Source organism: Paenibacillus sp. CF384 (assembly GCF_900106745.1).
In the GTDB taxonomy this organism is placed as follows: Bacteria; Bacillota; Bacilli; order Paenibacillales; family Paenibacillaceae; genus Paenibacillus_Z.
Genome location: NZ_FNNV01000007.1, coordinates 170689 through 190318, shown reverse-complemented (window position 1 = coordinate 190318; position 19630 = coordinate 170689). Strand labels below are relative to the sequence as shown.

Genomic DNA, 19630 nt, shown 5'->3' with positions numbered 1-19630 from the left:
AGCGGTAGTAGTTCTTATCCATCTTACATTCCGGTTTCCACTCGAGACAAGATCTCGTCTTTAAACTGTTGAATGGCTGCGTCCGTATCGATCGTGTAGCCGCCTTCCAATCCGACAAAACCGGAGAACCCGGTACCTTTGATGGCATTCAGGATATTCACGTAATTTAGCTCTCCCGTGCCTGGCTGCTTGCGGCCGGGGTTATCCGCGATATGGTAGTGGTTTATGCGTTCTATGTAACCGGTCGCGTTGCGGATGACGTTGCCTTCTGTAATCTGCTGATGGTAGACGTCGAACACGAGCTTCACGTTCGGGCTGCCCACTTGGTCGACGACATCCACCGATTCGTCCGAATGCTGCAGGAAATGTCCCTTATGATCGACGAGCCCATTAAGCGGCTCCAATTCCAATACGACACCGGCATCCTCGAGCAGAGGCGCCAAGCGCTTCAATGTCTCCACCATCGTCGCACGCTGAACATCGCGAGGCATGCCCTCGATTTCGTTGCCTGTCTGAGAAATAATTGACTTCACGTTCAGTACCCGGCAAGCTTCGATCGTCTGCTTAACGCCTTCGATGTAGGCGTCCCGCTGCGACTCGTCGACCAAGCTGATGAACTTCGTGCACGTCGCGCTGATGCCGACGCCGATCCGCTCTTGTTCCTTGGCGAAAGCGTTAAGGTCCTCCAGCTCCCACCAGGCGTAGTATTCGAGCCCGTGAAAGCCGTGTTCTTTGATTTTCTCCAGATGATAGACGGCGTCCTTGCCTGGATAAGCCCCGATACACAATGAATATTTCATGCTGCCCATTCGCTCCCCTGACCCTTTATGATGAAACGATACCTTACTTCGAAACCCGCCATTTGCGATTCAGCTCGCGAAATTGGGTAGGTGCTATGCCGACATAGGACTTGAATAGTCTCGTGAAATTCTGTAATTCGCTATAGCCCAGCCGTTGCGAAATTTCCGTCACGGATAGATCGGATGTCTCCAGCAGCGTCTTCGCCTTCTGAATCCGCATTTCACGTTGTACCTGAAGCGGAGACTTGCCGAATAATTCCTTGAACCGATTGCTTACGTAGGTGGGATGCATGTGCAGCTCATCGGCCATCTGCTGCAGCGTTAACGGTTCTTCGGGCGATTGCACGACTCGTGTCAGCATGTCCAGGAATACATCCGACTTGGCGACGTCTTTCTGGGCATTCTTCTGACGGAGTGCGCTGTTAAGAATGATATATAAGAGCTCGAGCGACTTCGCTCGCGTTAAGATCGAGCGCGGCAAGGAATGCATGCGGGCATCCGCGGATTCCATGAACTCCATGAATACCTTCTCGAAATACACATGATCTTGCAGATGGAACACGAATGGAATTTGGAACATGTTCATGACATCCATGACGCCTTCGATTTCAAAGGTGAAATGCCACCAGAGAAACTCGGTTGGGTCGGAGGTGTCTTTATAATGATCATGCGCCACGTTCGGGGGAATGAAGGCGACCGTCCCCGGTTCAAGTTCCATCTCCTCGCCATCAATTCGGAGCTTAGCGCTGCCCGACTTCAAATAGGACATCACGTAGAAGGGAAGCGTGCGATTCAGCGTCTTCATCTCATCCCGGCGGTGAACGTCGAATTGAATGATTTGCAGTTCGGCATGCCTCAAGAGATCGCTTAAGCTATCGCTCATACCACTTCCCCCTTTCTTGATTTGAACTAAAATGTGACGCCAAGCTTAATGCTCTGCTCCGGACTCTGATCCACGTATTTCTCGTAGCCTGCGGCCGATTCCTCGAAAGGGATGACCGGATAGATGATATTCTCGCAATCGATGCGGCCGCTCGCGAGGATATCCCAGCAGACGTCTTCGATTCGGCGCCAGCTCCAGCGCGGGTAGTCCGGATTCGGCTCGCTGCACGCTCGGGAGAAGACGATTTTGGCGTTGTTGAAATGCGCTTCGCGGCCTAAGTCGAGCCCGCCCTTGAACGCTCTGGCCCAGCCGAGGAAAGCGATTGTGCCGCCGTATGCCAGCCCTCTGAGCGCTTGTTGAAGCGCGAATTCATTGGCGCTAGTCTCCAAGATCACATCGACGCCGAGCTTGTCTGTCGCTTTCTTGAGCTCTAGCCCCACGTCATCCGTGAGGGGGTCGAATGCCGCATCGGCACCGTTCTTAAGTGCGACTTCGCGCCGTCCCGCAATCGGATCGATAACGGCCACCCAGCTAGCGCCGGCGAGCTTTGCCATTTGCGCGGAGAGTTGGCCGATCGCACCGAGTCCGAATACGGCGACCCGGTCACCTGCCCTAACGTGGGCGTCGCGAATGCCGCCGAGCGCAAATTGAGCGGGATCGAAGCATACCGCGTTCTGCCACGACATGCCTTCAGGCATCTTTTTCAAATAATAGTTGTTAACCGCGTTCACGATATGCGTTTCACGAATGCCGCCGTAACAAGCTACGCGGTCGCCAACGTTATACTCCGTTACTTCGGTACCTGCCTCTGTTATGACGCCTACCCAGATGTTACCGAGGTTCCATCGTCCAAAGCCGCCGTCTGTCTGAATATCCTTCGGATCCCTCGGCAAGAACAGATTCCAACCTTCTTTATCATCGAAGTAATCCGCCGTATGCGGGCTTTCTCCGCGGAAGCCTGCAAGATCGGTACCGTGTTTGGGCGAAGCCTGGTCGACGCGCACTTTTACTTCATTCGGCAGAATAGCACGATCCTCGTAAGGAATAATTGCCGCTTTACGCGGGGCTGATGCGATCAATTGTCTAAGCATGATTCATCCTCCTGATTGTAAGATAATAATCACTTATGAATAAGAATATAATCTCGGTTGATATCGCTTACAGCTTGATTATATAGCATATTATTCCATGAACCATTATCAATAACCGATGGATACTTATCACTTTTACAGGTGTAATGAAAAAAGCTCCCCAAATGAGGGGAGCTAGAAACGACCGATCGCGACGATTTAAACCTAGTATTTAAAAGTGACCTTAATCGGGTAATGGAGGAAGCGGGATTGTCCGTATTTGGCAGCGTTGGACATAGGGTTGCGGGGTGGGACATATATATTTGGTAGAGTCTTGACGACGTGAAGAAAGCCCCAAAAAAACAATTGATTTCTGCTGCGATTAGTTTTATAACTAGTATTAGAATAATTATCATTTAGTACTAATTTTAGTTAATGGGGTGATAGCGATGAATATGGATCATGCTAACGCAGGGAAGTGTCCGTTCAATCATGGAAGCGCTACGAGTCCTGCATCTAGCGGTACGTCGAATAGAAACTGGTGGCCGAATCAACTGAATTTGAACATTCTTCATCAGCATGACCAGAAAACGAACCCGATGGGCGCAGCGTTTAACTATGCAGAGGAATTCGCTAAGCTGGACTATCCACAACTTAAACAGGATCTTCGTGATCTGATGACAACCAGTCAAGATTGGTGGCCGGCCGACTACGGTCATTACGGTCCATTCTTTATCCGTATGGCGTGGCACTCGGCAGGTACTTATCGTACAGGCGATGGTCGTGGAGGAGCCGGAACCGGTACGCAGCGGTTTGCTCCCCTTAACAGCTGGCCTGATAATGGCAACTTGGATAAAGCGCGTCGACTGCTGTGGCCGATTAAACAGAAGTATGGCAACAAGATCTCTTGGGCGGACTTGTTTATTCTGACGGGGAATGTGGCCATTGAGTCTATGGGCGGTAAAACCTTCGGTTTCGGCGGCGGACGTGAGGACGTCTGGCATCCGGAAGAGGATATCTACTGGGGTGCTGAAACGGTATGGCTGGGAGACAATCGCTACAAAGGCGATCGTGAGCTCGATAATCCGCTCGCGGCTGTTCAAATGGGCTTGATCTATGTGAATCCGGAAGGCCCGAACGGCAGCCCGGACCCGCTTGCAAGTGCCCGTGACATTCGTGAAACGTTCAAACGGATGGGAATGGACGATGAAGAGACGGTCGCCCTCGTAGCGGGCGGGCATACTTTCGGCAAAGCGCACGGAGCGGGGGATGCTGCACTCGTCGGTGCTGAGCCGGAAGGGGCTTCTATTGAAGCGCAAGGCTTGGGCTGGTTGAGCACGCATGGCTCAGGCAAAGGCCGTGACGCCATCACGAGCGGTATCGAAGGCGCATGGACGGCAAATCCGACGCAGTGGGATAATGGTTTCTTCGAGCTACTGCTCGGGTATGAATGGAAGCTTACGAAGAGCCCGGCAGGCGCTAACCAGTGGACGCCTATAAACCCTGCTAAGGAGCATCTTGCACCCGATGCGGAAGATGCATCCGTTCGCGTTCCGACGATTATGACCACTGCGGACATGGCGCTTCGTGCGGATCCGGCGTACGAGACCATTTCTCGCCGTTACTATGAGAACCCGGAAGAGTTCGCGGATGCCTTTGCTCGCGCATGGTTTAAGCTGACTCACCGTGACATGGGCCCGCGTGCAAGATATCTGGGTCCGGAAGTGCCGGAAGAAATTCTGATCTGGCAAGATCCTATTCCGGCAGCTGAGACAGAGCTGACAGACGCCGAAGTAGAAGAGCTGAAATTGAAGATTCTGAGCGCGGGACTAACCGTCGGCGAACTGGTATCGACCGCTTGGGCTTCAGCCAGTACATTCCGCGCCTCCGATATGCGCGGCGGCGCGAATGGTTCTCGAATTCGACTTGCTCCGCAGAAGGATTGGGAAGTGAATCAGCCGGAGCAGCTTGCGAAGGTTATTGCCGCACTGGAAGCGATTCAGAGTGGTCTGGATAAGCAAGTAAGCCTAGCAGACTTAATCGTACTGGGCGGCAGCGCTGCAGTAGAGAAAGCCGCTCGCGATGCGGGCTTTGATGTGACGGTGCCTTTCACCTCCGGACGCGGCGATGCCACGCAAGAGCAAACGGACGTTGAAAGCTTCGCCGTGCTGGAGCCGGCTGCCGATGGATTCCGCAACTATCAGAAGAAGCAGTATAGCGTCAGCCCGGCAGAGCTTCTGGTGGATAAGGCACAGCTGCTGAACCTGACGGCACCGGAAATGACTGTGCTTGTAGGCGGCATGCGCGTACTGGGCACGAACTTCGGGAATACCGCGCATGGCGTATTCACCGATCGCGAAGGTACGCTCACGAATGATTTCTTCGTCAACTTACTGGATATGGGCTTGCAGTGGAAGCCGGCCAATGCAGTGGTTTACGAAGGGCGAGACCGGAAGACAGGCGAAGTCGTGCGTACGGCTACAATCGTAGATCTCGTGTTCGGTTCAAACTCCGTACTGCGCGCCATTGCCGAGGTTTACGCGCAAGACGATAACCAAGAGAAGTTCGTGCGTGACTTCATTGCGGCATGGGTGAAGGTTATGAACGCAGACCGTTACGATCTTGCATAACCGATTCGAGAGTAGACCGAGCAATTATTGAATTCCATTTATAGAAGCGGAAGAGCGCTGCCTAATTCAGGTGGCGCTCTTCCTTTTTGTCCGGCTTGTAGGTGTGCTATTATGGCATTAAATCCAGCTCGTACACTAACATCTCAAAGGAGAGGTTTCCTATGAATATCGAAGAAGTCAAACGAATCAGCTCGGTATCCAAGAGTGAAAGATGGCCCTACCCAAGAACGTTTCAGGAATTGCTTCATGCAGGAGTCGTTTCTTATCGGACAAGCGTAGCTAACGACAACATCGTATATATGGGGGCAGACAGTCAGTACGAGGAAACGAAATCGGCTTCGGTGTCAACCCTTGAGGTAGCGGAGCAGTTCCATGCCGATGCCGTAAAGAGAGGACTGTTACATCATCAGCAGCATCGGACTCCTTTTGCAGAATTTCTTCGGGACATGGCTGCTGCAGGAGTACACTATTACGAAGTGAATATGATCGATCGTACGATTAACTATACGAGCGGGAGAGCCGGCGAGTCTTATGTGGAGGCTGTTCCGGTTTTTGAATAACCCCGAAGTCGAGGGGGCTGCCTGATCACAGGTTCAAGCTTAGTCTGCAAAAGAGACAGAAACACCCCGGGAAAATTTCCCGGGGTGTTTCTCGTAATAACCAATTGTGCTCGAAAAAACATCATGCTATAATGAAAGAATTCTCTGCAATTTTTATGTATTAGGTCGTAGTTATTGCATCTTACTTATACCTTAATATTATCACAGGGAATTGCGGGTTGTCAAATGTTCTTTTGCTTCTCCAAATTATTGGTTAAAGGAGTGTGTTAAGAAGGATGATACACGCAAAGGATTGGGAGAACGAACAAGAGCGGCTGGACCAGACAATGAGCAAGCTTAGCGAAGCAGTCGTGGAGCTGGAGCCTAAAGTGGATCAACTGGGTCATCAAGCAGCGGACATTCGCAAGCGATTCTGGGAAGAAGTTACGGTGAATACGAGCACGCATGAGGATTTCGAAGAGACCTTCTTCACGATCCAGCAGCAGGCAGCCGTATTATCCGAACGGGAGCGAAGCCACCGGCAGCTGCAGCAGAAATGGAATAGCGTCAAGCGACTGCTGCAATCTCCTTATTTTGGCCGGATTGATTTTCAAGAGGCTGGTCAGAATCTGATCGAGCAGGTTTATATAGGGGTATCCTCTTTCGTGGAACAGGACGGCATGAATTTCTTGGTGTACGACTGGCGTACGCCAATTGCGAGTTTGTATTACGATTACTCTCCTGGCGAGGTCGCTTACGATACACCTGGGGGTTCAATTAAGGGGATCATGACGCAGAAGCGGCAATACCAGATTCGTGACGGACAGATCCAGAACTTGTTCGATTCCAGCATAACGATCGGCGACGAATTGCTCCAGCAGGTGCTGGGCAAAGGTGCTGATACACAGATGAAGAGTATCGTGGCGACGATCCAGAAGGAGCAGAACGCCATCATCCGTGACGATAGAAGCCGCATGCTCATTGTGCAGGGTGTGGCTGGTAGTGGAAAAACTTCTGCGGCCCTGCAGCGCGTAGCGTACTTACTATACAAACATCGCAATAAGCTGACGGCTGATCAGATTGTCCTCTTCTCGCCTAATCCGATGTTTAACAGCTACGTGTCTACCGTTCTTCCGGAGCTTGGCGAGGAGAATATGCAACAGACGACGTTCCAAGAATATCTGGACTATTGGCTTGGATCTGCATTTCAACTGGAGGATTCCTTTGACCAGCTTGAATATGTCCTGACCGAAGCTTCGGCGCAAGGGTATGCGTCCCGTCTGAGCGGAATCCAATATAAGTCGTCGGAAGCGTTCCTTCAGGCGCTCCACGGTTATGCGTCATGGCTGGGGCAGGAAGGGATGAGGTTTAACGACATTCGATTCCGCGATCGGGTACTCATTACCGGCGATCTCATTCGATCGAAATTTTATAGGTATGACACCTCGATTCGACTAACGAATCGCATAACGTTATTGCAGGAATGGTTAATGAAGGAACTGACTCGGCTGGAGAGAGAAGAGCTGTCTGCTTCGTGGGTTCAGGAGGAACTGAACTATCTGGACAATGAGCAATATGCGGAGGTATTTGGCGAACTGCACAAGGATCGCGGTGTGTTTGATTTTGCCGAGCAGTATGCGGAGGTACAGGAATTTGTAACGAAAAAGCGCCGCGGAGATGAAGCAGACTTCAACTTCGCCGAGCAAGAGGAAGAGATGCTCTGCCGCATGGTCGTGAAGGAAGCCTTCAAGCCGCTAAGGCGAAGCGTAAAGAGTATGTTGTTTATCGACATGCAGGGGATATACACGCAATTGTTCAGCGAGAATGACGACGTGTATCTAACCATGACGAATACGGCGGAAGTGCCTGAGCTTTGGCCGCAAATCTGTGCGCAGACGAGGGAGAAGCTGAATCGGCGCGAGCTGTATTACGAGGACGCAACACCGTACCTCTATCTAAAAGAACTCATTGAGGGCTCTCGGGTGAATACGCTGGTTCGGTATATCTTCATTGACGAGGGTCAGGATTATTCGATGTTCCAATATCAGTTTCTCAAGAATCTGTTCCCTCGTGCCCGCATGACGGTATTGGGTGATTTCGGTCAGGCGATCTTCACGCAGGCTACGAATTTACATGAGGCGGAGTCACCGCTGCTCAAGCTCTATGGCGAGGATAAAACGAGCCGCATCTTATTGTCCCGCAGTTACCGTTCCACGCGCGAAATTGTAGAGTTTACAAGATCGCTGCTGCCGGGCGGCGAAGAGGGGATTGTGCCCTTTGATCGGAGAGGAAGGAAACCCCTTCTTATTCAGACGGGCAGCGACGTGATGAGGGCGGCGCGAATGGCAGCGGATCTCGCGGCTCTTCAGTCGGAGGACCTCGGCTCCATTGCTATTATTACGAAGACAGCGGCCGAGAGCAGGGAAGCCTACGAGCGCCTTGCCGCTCATGGTTGTCAGGGGCTGCGGCTTGTTACGAAGGAGACGCCTGACTTCGAGAAGGGAATCATGGTTATTCCCTCTTACCTCGCCAAAGGGGTGGAGTTCGACGCCGTGCTTATCTATGATGCATCTTCTTCGGTGTACCATCGGGAAAGCGAGCGCAAGCTCTTCTACACGGCTTGTACGCGTGCGATGCACCGGCTTCTACTCTATACGACAGATGAATGGACGCCATATATTCAGGCATTGGATTCCTCTTTATTTGAGGTGTAAAAGTATCTGTATCGCAGCAAACACGGTACCCGACTTGGGTGCCGTGTTTATTTTTGTTGATAGCCACTTTATAGAAATTAACTATAGTTCGAAAGAATCATGTTCTTTTGTCATTCATTTTCATTAAAAGCTAAACAAATTAGGTCTGCATGCCGAAATAAAACCTAGAATAATTTACTAATTATCAATAAAGGAGTGTTTTACGTTGAAAAAGAAAGCTTCAAAATGGTTGCTGCTTCCGCTAGGTGTGAGCTTGCTTGTGCCAGGTGTAGCTGCTCATGCAGAGAGCACGACAGTAAAGACATCGGCTGATTTTACGGATTTGGCGGGCTTGGATGCGGCAACTAAGGCCAAAATCGATGCGTTATTGGCTAAAGGCGTATTTGAGGGTCAAGGCACTGAAACATTTGGAATTCAAGATAATATGAACCGTGCGCAATTTGCTAAAGTGGCTGCTTTGATTTTTGGTCTTAAAGTCGATACAAGTGTAAAAACCTCGTCGTTTAGCGACGTAACTACTGACTTTTGGGCGATTCCATTTATCGAAGCTGCGAAGAAGGCCGGACTAATGGATGGAGTTGGGGACAACAAATTTGCTCCTAGCGGCACGACCAACATGGGCCAACTTGCAACTGTATTCGTCAGAGGCCTGGGCGGTAAAGTGGACGTCACCAAAACACCATGGTATAGCGATGCTATCACACAAGCCATTGATAAGAAAATCCTCCCTGCAGGTGTCGACGGTTCCAAACTGGCTACTCGACAAGATCTGGTTATAGGCGCATATGGCGGACAGCAAGCCTTTGAAGAGATTAAGAAAGCACAAGAAGAAGCAAATAAACCAACACCGCCAACAACACCGGTATACGGCGGAGGAGATACAACTGCACCTAGCATCACCGCAGCTACGGTTAACGGCAGAAACGTAACGGTAACAGGCGGCGTAAACGGTTCGATCAGCTTTAAGAGCAGTGCGTATCTGACAGAGGGAACGCTTAGCGTAAGCGAAGCTTCGACTCTGACCATTACTGCAATTGAAGGCATCACTTTGACGGACTATCCGTCGCTATCGCTTACTCAATCGCTGGCTTCCGGCTCGAATACGCTTGATCTGATTGACAAGCTTGGAGCGCTAGATCCACAAGAAGACGGCGTATCCGTGTCGCTGCTTAAGCAGTTGGATACCAACCATGACGGGCTTGTCGTTACGGGCACGCTTCGCGATGGTTCAAGCAACTCCAGCACAGTTACATTAACCATTAAAGCAGACGATGCAGCGCCAAACCTGACTGCAGCGAACGTCAACAGTCTTCCTGTTGATCTCGATGGCAACGATGGCACAATCACAATCACAAGCGGTTACCTGACTGCTGGAGACATCACGTCAAATGAAGATGCTACTTTGACGATCACTTCAATTCAAAACGTGAACCTGGCATCTTATCCGTCGTTGTCCTTCACGCAGCAGCTTGTTGGAGGAACAGCTTCGTCCTTGAATCTGATCACTAAATTAGGTGCTTTGGATGCACAAGGTGACGGTGTATCCGTTAGCTACTTAAAGCAGCTCGGCGGCAACAACAATCAATTGGTTGTAACGGGTACGTTGACTGACGCTGCGGGCAATTCCAGCGCGGTTACACTTACGTTTTACTGGAACAACATCGCATAATAGAATGGATGATGAAGAGTGCTGCCTTTCGAGGTGGCGCTCTTTTTTTATAGGTAGTGCTTGTCTCGGCGTTCGGTAGGATGTATATATAAAGTATTACCGCCATACAGGCAGGGGAGAAGACGCAAATGACGATTATAGCTGCACTATTGGTTGCACTTGTCGCAGCGGAGCACATCTATATCTTAATACTGGAGATGTTTATGTGGACTACGCCGAGGGCAATGAAGGCATTCGGTACCACGAAGACGTTCGCGCAAGAGTCGAAGTCTCTTGCCGCCAACCAAGGTTTGTACAACGGGTTCTTAGCGGCGGGCTTGTTCTGGGGATTGTTCCATCCCGCAGCTGCTGTCGGACATCAGATTCAACTATTCTTTCTCTGCTGCGTACTCGTTGCTGCTATTTATGGAGGGGTAACGGCCAAGAGATCCATCTTGATTATGCAAGGTCTGCCTGCCATCGTTGCACTGGCGTTCGTGTTGATGACTTAAGGTAGTCTTGATGCCCTCATATCGCGATTGTAAAAGCCGCTTTCCGCATAGGAAGCGGCTTTTTGGCGCAAATCAAAACAAAGCCATTGACAAGCGACTCGGGTTCCAAATATATTATCAGTACACTAGTTTAGTAGTGCACTGGTTCGCGTTCTATAGGAGGGTCGGACATGCAACTTAATTTTGACAACCCGAAACCAATATATTTGCAAATGGTGGACGAGGTCAAGAAGGCGTTAGTCAGGGGTGAGCTGGCGCCGGGTGACAAGATCCCTTCCTTGAAGGAAAGGGCTCAAATGTCGCAGGTTAACCCGAATACGGTGCAAAGGGCGTATCAGGAGATGGAGCGGGAAGGATTGACGGAGACGTTGCGCGGTCAAGGCACGTTCATCAAGAACGACCCGGCGTTGCTGCTGCATATACGAGCGGAGATGGCCAACACGGCGGTACGCCAATTTATCGAGGAGATGCGGGGTCTGGGAGTCGAACCGGGAGAGACAGAGCTCTTGCTTCGCAAGCAATTATACGAAGGCGAGGAGGCTTAGAGCATGAATGAACAGTTCGACCAACCCAATATTGCAGAGTTACACGGCGTTCATAAACGCTACTTGTTGAAACACGCGATTAACGGAATCGATCTCCAAATCCGCAAAGGAACAATAGTCGGCTTGCTCGGTCCGAACGGGAGCGGCAAATCGACGCTGCTTAAGATGATGGCGGGCATGATCTATCCGACGTCAGGCAGCATTCTCGTAAACGGCAGAGAGCCCGGCGTTCGGAACAAAGCGCAGATCGCTTATTTACCGGAGATCGACAATTTGTATGGCTGGATGACAGTGAAGGAAACGCTGCGTTTCATCTCGGGCTTCTATCCGGATTGGAAGGAGGACAAAGCGGCGGATATGCTCGCGAAGATGGAGCTTGATATCGACCAGAAGGTGCGCAGCTTGTCTAAGGGAATGCGAGCAAGATTGAAGCTAATCGCTGCCTTATCTCGCGATGTGCCGCTCGTCCTGCTTGATGAGCCCTTCTCGGGCATCGATCCATCTTCACGTGCTAAGATCATCCGTTCGATCGCCAGCGAATTCGAATCCGCAGAGCAAACGATCATCTTATCTACTCATTCGGTGAAAGAGTCTGAGCCGATGTTCGATGACGTGATCTTCCTGCAAGGCGGACGAATCAAGCTGTTCGATTCCGCAGAGAACCTGCGCGCGGAGTTCGGCTGTTCACTCGAGAACATATGGGAGAAGGTGTACGTGTAATGGCATTCCGCAATTTATTCCGCAAAGAGCTGAAGAGTGTCTGGCCTTTATACGGCGTCTTCTCCGTCGCGGTCTTTCTGATGGATCTCTTACTCTGGTTCAAGAGTGGCGTATGGGAGGATGACGTGCTGTCGATGTTATCGTTGTTATTCCCTTATATCTTTATTGCTGTGGTCACGATCGGCGTAGGCTATTATCAGTTGCATTCGGAGTGGAGAACGAATTCGATTTACTTGCTGCTCTCGCTGCCCGTACGCGGATGGAAAGTGTTAGCGGCGAAGCTAGCAGCTACGATAACGTTGCTGGTTGGAGTCATGCTGTGGATTGCAGCAAGCTTCTCGTTTACACTGCTCATCGCCAAGTGGGAGGAGTGGGGAATCGTCCGCGATTTGCTAAGCTTCAAGCCCGAGCTCGTGAACTTGCTTCTGCACAGCTTCTGGCTCTACCTGTTCATCACGGTATTCGCGGTCGTTATCGTGCAATTCGCATTCCTATGCGGGCAGCTCGTCGCGCGATTGAAGTGGCTCGTTGTACTCATCGCGTTCGTCACGGCGCTCTGGGCCACGCTGCGAGTTAGCCCGCTCTTGTCGGCTCTGCTGAGTTGGACACCCGATATATGGATCGGCGGCGAAGGACAGGACGGAACGTTCGTGCAAACCGGACCGTTCATCGTTGTGGCGCTCATTATCGTCGGATTAACGTGGCTGAACGGGTATATGTTCGAACGGGAAGTGGAGGTATGAAGATGACGTTACGTTCTAAGAGAACGCTTCTTCTTTCCGTAGTCTTGGTCCTATTCGTGGCGATGATTCTGGATATTGGAATTCGTAAAGAGGAGCCTTTCAAACGATTTAGCGATCAATTCGCTAACAAGGCGAGAACGCAGGCCCGTGAGCGAGCGAACCATGGCGTGACAAAGACGGACGAGAGGCAGCTTGAGATTACCGATCCAGGGACACTGCGGGAGCTTCAGCTCACCGGGGCAGGCGGTCCGATAACGGTGCAGCGAGCAAGCGGCGGCAACGTAAGTCTTCATTACGCGGTTACCGTGTCCGCATCGGACGCAGAGGCAGCAGATCGGATGAACAAGGCGGTAAGCATCGAGCAGCATCATGAAGCGGGTAAGCTCGCCTTGGTTGCAATGGCCGGCGGGAAAACGCTTGATCAAGATGATTACGACATCACCTACACGCTGCTGGTGCCGGATGGCTTGAAGCTGGAACTCAGCGCTGAAGAGGAACCCATTCGTGTCGAAGGGATTCATGGCGATGTTGATGTAACCTCAAGCGGCGGCTTGGTGGAGCTCGTTGGGGTCACCGGCAGCGTAACCATTAATGGCTCCTATGGCCATGTGTACGCTTCTGGCATTAACGGGGATATCGCGTTAAACAACAAGGCAGGAATCGCGTCGATCGAGGACGTTCGAGGTCATGTATCGGTGAGCAGCAAGTCCGGAAAGCAGTTTATCCGCCGCGTCCAAGGAGCTGTAAGCGGAGTTACCGAAGGTGGCCCCGTGTACGTAAGCGACATAACCGGCAGCGTTAATCTGAGCGGAGTGGATGGCGAAATTCGGATGGATGGCATTCGCGGTGACATCAAAGTGGGTTCACAGTCCGGAACAACAGATGTGGTGCTGCCGCAGGATGGAGGATTTAGCTTTAACGTTGAGGCAACAGATGGGGCCATTCTAACGAAGCTGCCATTCATAAGCACAAACCCGGACAACGAGAATATGACGCTTTTAAAAGGTACGACCGGCACCGGCAAATGGAAAGTCGACATTACGTCGAGTAACGGAGAGGTTATTATTCATTCCCCAATAGAGGAGGCGCAACGATGAGCGATACACCCGTTGTAAGCTTGCGCAATGTGACCAAGAAGGTCGGCAAGACAACGATTATTGATAATTTGACGTTCGACGTGCCCAGAGGCGAAATATTCGGTTTTCTCGGTCCCAACGGAGCCGGCAAAACGACCACCATTCGAATGATGGTCGGCTTGATGTCCATCACCAAAGGCGAAATTCGAATCCAAGGCCATAACATCAAGAACGAATTCGAGAAGGCGATCCGCCACGTAGGTGCCATTGTCGAGAACCCGGAAATGTACAAATTTCTGAGCGGCTATCGTAATTTGGTCCATTACGCACGCATGGTTCCCGGAGTGACTAAGGAAAGAATCGACGAAGTGGTAAGGCTGGTTAAGCTGGAGGACCGCATTCACGATAAGGTGAAGAAGTATTCCCTCGGCATGCGCCAACGGCTAGGCGTCGCGCAAGCCATGCTGCATAATCCTTCGCTCCTTATCTTGGATGAACCGACGAATGGTCTTGACCCTGCGGGAATTCGCGAGCTGCGCGACTACTTGCGGTACTTGACACGGACCGAAGGCATTACGGTTATCGTATCGAGCCACTTGCTCTCCGAGATGGAGCTGATGTGCGACCGGGTGGCTATTCTGCAGAAAGGCAGACTGGTGGACATCAAACCGATTCACGAATTTATCGGTACGGATGAGCAGAGCAAGTCCTATCTCATTGAAGCTGACTTTACGGATGAGGCGGTGGCGGCGATTAAGCAGCTGGAAGGCGTCAAAGAAGTGAAGCTTGTTGAGGGAGGCGCCGAAATCGTGACCGGACGGGAACGAATTCCGCGTATTCTGTCTTACTTAATGGGTAGCGGGATCGATGTATTCGGTGCACATCCAATCAAGGTGTCGCTCGAAGATCGGTTCTTGGAAATGACGGGAGGCGAGCAGGTTGGTTAACTTAATTCAGAACGAGAATATGAAAGTATACCGCCGCTGGCGAACTTGGATCATGGTCGGTATCATGATCGGGATCGTATTTACCGCGAGCATCCTGGATTGGCATTACGACAAAACACCTAGTTCCGAGACGTGGCAGAAACAAGTCGAGGAGCAGAAGGCGGATGCCGAGAAGGAATTGGCGGATCCGAAAACAGACGAGGGATCAAAGAAATATTATAAGGATCGAATCGCACTTATCGATTATAGGCTGGAGCATGACATCAGGCCGGAGGTCGGCACGATGTGGAGCGGCATTAACGGTTCCGCGACGTTAGTCATCTTGATTACGCTGTTCATGGTCATTATTGCCGGAGACAGCTTGGCTGGGGAGTTCTCAACAGGGACAATCAAGCTGCTCCTCATTCGTCCCGCTAATCGGCTCAAGATCCTCATCTCTAAGTATATATCCATGATTCTGTTCGGCATTTTCTTATTAATCGTGCTGTTCGTAGTATCCGTGTTGATTAATGGATTGCTGTATCAGTTCGGCGATATGAACTTGCCACTGGTCGGCATGGATTCGAATGGGGACATCTTCGAGCGGAACATGCTTGTTAACTTGTGGAAAACGTATATGCTAAACGGTGTATCCACCGTGATGTATGTCACGATCGCATTCATGATATCTTCAGCGTTCCGCAGCAGCGCAATGGCAATTGGGACCTCCGTCTTCTTATTGTTCGCGGGAAACATCTTGACGGAGCTTATTCAGCGTTACGATTGGGCGAAGTACGTGCTGTTTGCCAACATCAATCTTTCACAGTATCTGGAGGGGCGGCCGTATCAGGACGGCATGACGCTTTCCTTCTCCGTCATCATGCTCGTCATTTATTTTGTCGTATTTAACCTGGTTTCTTGGCTTGCGTTTACGCGCAGGGATGTGGCAGCCTAAGTCGGTCCACAAATTAGCTGAACTTGTAAAAAGCTTTCAAACCGCCAAATGCTGGCGATTGAAAGCTTTTTTATTTTGCACATTCACCCCCAAACCTAACGTTTGTTGACTGCGGTCTTATGTTTGTTGTCTGGAATGAGGCCTGCAACATTCTATACAATGACATCAGTTAGTTTGAAAGCGCGTACACGCTGAACGTGAACTAACGGAAGGAGTGGCTGACATGGATATGAAGAGCGGGCGTAAACGCTTACGAACACGCTGGCGCACGCAGGATACAGAACTGACGTTTCTGGCCTTGCCGACGACCATTTGGTATATCTTGTTTTGTTTCTTACCGATGTTTGGTCTTATTATTGCCTTTAAAGATTTCAAGATTCACGGTGGCTTTCTCAGCAACGTTATCAACAGCGATTGGTCAGGTTTCAAGAACTTTGAGTTTCTATTCAAGTCGAATGATGCTTGGGTCGTGATGCGCAATACGCTGGGATACAATTTGATATTCATTATCCTAAGCATTGCGGTACCCGTAACTTTGGCACTGATGATCGGCCAACTGCACAGCAGCAAGGCCGGCAAAGTATATCAAACGATGATGTTCTTGCCTTATTTCTTATCTTGGGTTGTGGTATCCGCCATTGTTTGGGCGTTTCTAAGCTTCGATAAAGGGATCGCCAATCAATTCCTGGCAGATCTCGGCAAGGATCCGGTGAACTGGTATATGGAGCCTAAATACTGGCCGTACTTTCTGGTTTTCATGAATGTATGGAAGGGCTTGGGCTACGGCATGGTTGTCTATCTTGCGACCATCACCGGCATCGACAGCACGTATTACGAGGCAGCCGTAATCGATGGCGCTTCCAAATGGCAGCAAGCTCGGTTCATTACATTGCCGCTTATGAAGCTGGTCATCGTGATGATGTTCATCTTGGCCGTCGGGCGCATCTTCTACACGGATTTCGGATTGTTCTTCCAGGTGCCGCGGGATTCTAACTCGCTCTTCAACGTGGCGACTACCATCGACGTTCTCGTCTATAAGCAGCTGAAGACGGCAACGGTAGGTATGGCTTCTGCTTCCGCATTCGTACAATCCGTGATGGGTTGTGTGACCATTCTGATTGCCAACTGGGTCGTTCGTCGTGTAGACCGAGAGAGCGCAATGATGTAAAGGAGGAAGCGGAAAATGAAAGCAAAAGCATATGAATCCGGTCTCGACAAATTCAACCGAATCGGGAAGGCCACAAACGTAAGTTTCCATCTCATTTTCATTATATTGGCGTTGCTTTGCCTCGTTCCTGTCCTAGTGGTACTGTCCGTATCGCTGGCCAGCGAGGATTCCATCCGTAACGATGGTTATCATCTCATTCCGACGGCTTTCTCCGGAGAGGCTTATCACTATATTGTCAAGCAAGGGAAGATGATTAGTCAGGCGCTCGGCATCTCCGTACTCGTTACTGTCGTAGGTACCGTGCTTGGCGTAATGCTTACGACTTCGATGGGGTATGTCCTGTCGAGGCCGAATTACAAGCTTAACGGGCTGCTGACTTGGATCGTATTCATCCCGATGGTGTTCAACGGAGGATTGGTATCCAGCTACTACATCAACTCGAATTTGCTGGGTCTGAAAGATACGGTGTGGGCACTTATTCTGCCGCTGGCCGTCTCCTCATTCAACGTCATCATTTGCAAAACCTTCTTCAGAAGCACGATTCCGGACGCGCTGATTGAATCTGCCGAGATTGACGGCTCGAGCCAGCTGCGCATCTTCTTCTCCATCGTGCTTCCGATATCGCTGCCGGTACTGGCTACCATCGGATTGTTCCTATGTTTCTCCTATTGGAACGATTGGTTCCAATCCATGCTGTACATCAACAACCAGAACCTGTACTCGCTGCAGGCGCTGCTGAACAGCTTGATGAGTAACGTGGACGCCCTGGCGAAGAATGCGTCCAGCATGGGCATCAGCTATGCGGAGCTTGTCGCCACGATGCCTAAGGAATCCGCGCGTATGGCCGTTGCCATCGTCATTGTGGTTCCGGTGGCCGTCGCCTACCCGTTCTTCCAGAAATATTTCATTTCCGGTCTGACGGTCGGCGCTGTTAAAGGTTAACCCGAAATAAACCTGGATTCGTCCGGTTTATGATAGCTGCCGCCTGATTGCATGGCGGTAGAAACAAGATTGTAATCATAGGGAGGAAATGGGTATGAAAAAGACAAAGAAGCAATTGCTTGCAATCGGGGCCGCGGCGCTTTTGACAACAACAGCACTAGCGGGCTGCGGAAACTCGAATTCCAATTCCGAGTCGAGTAACAACACGCCTTCTAACACAACTACAAACACGGAGGCAAACAAACCTGCTGAATCAGGTGAAGTGCCTACGCTGGTATGGTGGACAATCGGTGGGCAAACGCCTGCTAACTTCGACAAAGCCATTGCTGCGATGAACGAATACACCGCTGAGAAAATCGGCGTGAAGGTCGACATCAAAGTAGCAAGCTGGGGCGACTGGGATACGAAGATCAACACGATCGTAAATACGGGCGAACCATTCGATATTATGTTTACGAATAACAGTAAATACAGCCAACAAGTAAACTTGGGCGCTTTTGCCGATCTGACGGATGCCGTACAAAGCGATTCCCCTGATCTGTACAAGCTCATTCCTGAGAAGGTTTGGGACGGAACGAAAGTCGGCGGTAAAATTTACTCCGTACCGACGTACAAGGACTCTTCATTGACTCAATATTGGGTGTTCGACGATAAATACGTACAGAAATATAAAATCGACGGCGCTAGCATCAAGACGTTGAAAGATCTCGACAAACCTTTCCATGACATGAAGGCCGGCGAAGGCAAGAGCTTCTACCCGCTGTCCCTCACGCAAGGCGACGGATTTAACGGATTCTTCAACGGATATGACGATATGACGCTCGGTCTGCCGCCAATCGGCGTGAAAGTCGACGACGCTTCCCGTAAAGTCGTATCCGTGCTGGAGCAGCCGGAAGTTATGGCAGATCTGAAGACGCTGCACCAATGGTACAAGGATGGCATCATCAATCCGGATGCCCCGACGAAGACGGAAGCGGACAAGGCTCGTCCATTCTTCGCGGCACAGGCATTCCCAGGCGCGGAAGCAGGCTGGCAGATTACTGAAGCTGTCGAGAAGTACGATATGTTCCAAATCTTCGGCCCAATTTATACAACGAGTACAATCCAAGGTTCTTTGAATGCAATCTCGGCGAACTCGAAATATAAAACGGAAGCTCTGAAATACCTGCAATTGGTTAATACAGATCCGAAGCTGCGTAACATGCTGGCATTCGGCGAGCTGGGTGTCGACTACGATAACGTAGACGGCGAGAAAGTCGTTGAGCGTAAAACAGATACATGGCCACTGGCTGCTTATACGCAAGGTACATTCTTCGACCTGGCTGTAACGAAAGGCGCTCCGGTCGATCAATGGGATCAAGTGCGCAAGCTGAACGATCAAGCTACTTCGTCCACGAACTTGGGTTTTGCGCTGGATATCAGCAAGCTGGGTACTGAAGTATCCAACGCGAAAGCCGTATGGGATAAATATCGCTACGAGCTGATGACAGGTGCTTCTGATCCTGAGGTAATGGTACCGAAGATCGTAGCAGAATTGAAAGCAGCCGGTATGGATGCGATTACAGCTGCTGCGCAAGAGCAAATCAATGCATATTTCAAATAAGTTACCGCAATTAATCGAGTAAAAGGCATACAGAAACCCGAACGGAGATAGCCGTTCGGGTTTTCTGCCACGAAATACCTGATTGCTTTTGGTGCCAACAACGTTATAAGGTTGAGAGTGGGTACGACAAAAAGGCTTACTGCAAAGGAGACGCCG

17 protein-coding genes are annotated in these 19630 nt (G+C 50.6%); 14 read left to right on the top strand and 3 right to left on the bottom strand.

All coding sequences use genetic code 11. The features are described 5' to 3' along the window. Positions 1-23: 23 nt before the first annotated feature. From BLW29_RS13960 to BLW29_RS13950, 3 genes are read right to left on the bottom strand one after another with little or no spacing between them, the layout of a single operon-like run. Complete coding sequence (locus BLW29_RS13960) at positions 24-800, bottom strand: TIM barrel protein (protein WP_090980679.1); 777 nt, start codon at positions 798-800, stop codon at positions 24-26. Positions 801-843: 43 nt separating this feature from the next. Continuing rightward, the gene (locus BLW29_RS13955) at positions 844-1683 is read right to left on the bottom strand and encodes an AraC family transcriptional regulator (protein ID WP_090980464.1); all 840 of its coding nucleotides are present in this window, start codon (positions 1681-1683) and stop codon (positions 844-846) included. A 26-nt stretch (positions 1684-1709) separates the two neighbouring features. After that, positions 1710-2774, bottom strand: coding sequence for a zinc-dependent alcohol dehydrogenase (locus BLW29_RS13950; RefSeq protein WP_090980462.1), 1065 nt, complete (start codon positions 2772-2774; stop codon positions 1710-1712). Positions 2775-3202: 428 nt separating this feature from the next. On the opposite strand from BLW29_RS13950, the gene katG reads away from it, so the two are divergent. The 14 genes from katG to BLW29_RS13885 all read left to right on the top strand — a co-directional run bounded on the left by katG (position 3203) and on the right by BLW29_RS13885 (position 19474). Then, complete coding sequence (katG, locus tag BLW29_RS13945) at positions 3203-5383, top strand: catalase/peroxidase HPI (protein ID WP_371264721.1); 2181 nt, start codon at positions 3203-3205, stop codon at positions 5381-5383. Between the two features lie 161 nt (positions 5384-5544). After that, positions 5545-5943 (top strand): DUF1398 family protein, encoded by a 399-nt coding sequence (locus BLW29_RS13940; protein ID WP_090980460.1) that lies wholly within the window; start codon positions 5545-5547, stop codon positions 5941-5943. A 275-nt stretch (positions 5944-6218) separates the two neighbouring features. Continuing rightward, a complete protein-coding gene (gene helD, locus BLW29_RS13935) occupies positions 6219-8636 on the top strand; it encodes an RNA polymerase recycling motor HelD (RefSeq protein ID WP_090980458.1) in 2418 nt (805 codons plus the stop codon). A gap of 205 nt (positions 8637-8841) precedes the next feature. Further along, a complete protein-coding gene (locus BLW29_RS13930) occupies positions 8842-10305 on the top strand; it encodes an S-layer homology domain-containing protein (protein WP_090980456.1) in 1464 nt (487 codons plus the stop codon). 128 nt (positions 10306-10433) lie between these two features. Continuing rightward, positions 10434-10796, top strand: a complete 363-nt coding sequence (locus tag BLW29_RS13925; protein ID WP_090980454.1) for a DUF1304 domain-containing protein — start codon at positions 10434-10436, stop codon at positions 10794-10796. 170 nt (positions 10797-10966) lie between these two features. Further along, positions 10967-11341, top strand: coding sequence for a GntR family transcriptional regulator (locus tag BLW29_RS13920; RefSeq protein WP_090980452.1), 375 nt, complete (start codon positions 10967-10969; stop codon positions 11339-11341). A gap of 3 nt (positions 11342-11344) precedes the next feature. After that, positions 11345-12061 carry an ABC transporter ATP-binding protein gene (locus BLW29_RS13915; RefSeq protein WP_090980450.1) on the top strand — a complete coding sequence of 239 codons (717 nt, stop codon included), beginning with the start codon at positions 11345-11347 and terminating at the stop codon, positions 12059-12061. Beyond that, positions 12061-12804 (top strand): hypothetical protein, encoded by a 744-nt coding sequence (locus BLW29_RS31435; RefSeq protein ID WP_177186628.1) that lies wholly within the window; start codon positions 12061-12063, stop codon positions 12802-12804. Before BLW29_RS13915 ends, BLW29_RS31435 begins: the two co-directional genes overlap by 1 nt. A 2-nt stretch (positions 12805-12806) precedes the next feature. Beyond that, positions 12807-13901 carry a DUF4097 family beta strand repeat-containing protein gene (locus tag BLW29_RS13910; RefSeq protein WP_177186627.1) on the top strand — a complete coding sequence of 365 codons (1095 nt, stop codon included), beginning with the start codon at positions 12807-12809 and terminating at the stop codon, positions 13899-13901. Continuing rightward, entirely contained in the window at positions 13898-14827 is a 930-nt protein-coding gene (locus BLW29_RS13905; RefSeq protein ID WP_090980447.1) for an ABC transporter ATP-binding protein, read from the top strand. Before BLW29_RS13910 ends, BLW29_RS13905 begins: the two co-directional genes overlap by 4 nt. Further along, a complete protein-coding gene (locus tag BLW29_RS13900) occupies positions 14820-15761 on the top strand; it encodes an ABC transporter permease (protein ID WP_090980445.1) in 942 nt (313 codons plus the stop codon). The genes BLW29_RS13905 and BLW29_RS13900 overlap by 8 nt, the downstream gene beginning before the upstream one ends. A 223-nt stretch (positions 15762-15984) precedes the next feature. After that, entirely contained in the window at positions 15985-16929 is a 945-nt protein-coding gene (locus BLW29_RS13895) for an ABC transporter permease (RefSeq protein WP_090980444.1), read from the top strand. 15 nt (positions 16930-16944) lie between these two features. After that, positions 16945-17871 carry a carbohydrate ABC transporter permease gene (locus BLW29_RS13890; RefSeq protein WP_090980442.1) on the top strand — a complete coding sequence of 309 codons (927 nt, stop codon included), beginning with the start codon at positions 16945-16947 and terminating at the stop codon, positions 17869-17871. 94 nt (positions 17872-17965) lie between these two features. Beyond that, on the top strand, positions 17966-19474 hold the full coding sequence (locus BLW29_RS13885) for an ABC transporter substrate-binding protein (protein WP_090980440.1): 1509 nt from the start codon (positions 17966-17968) through the stop codon (positions 19472-19474). Positions 19475-19630: the final 156 nt, after the last annotated feature.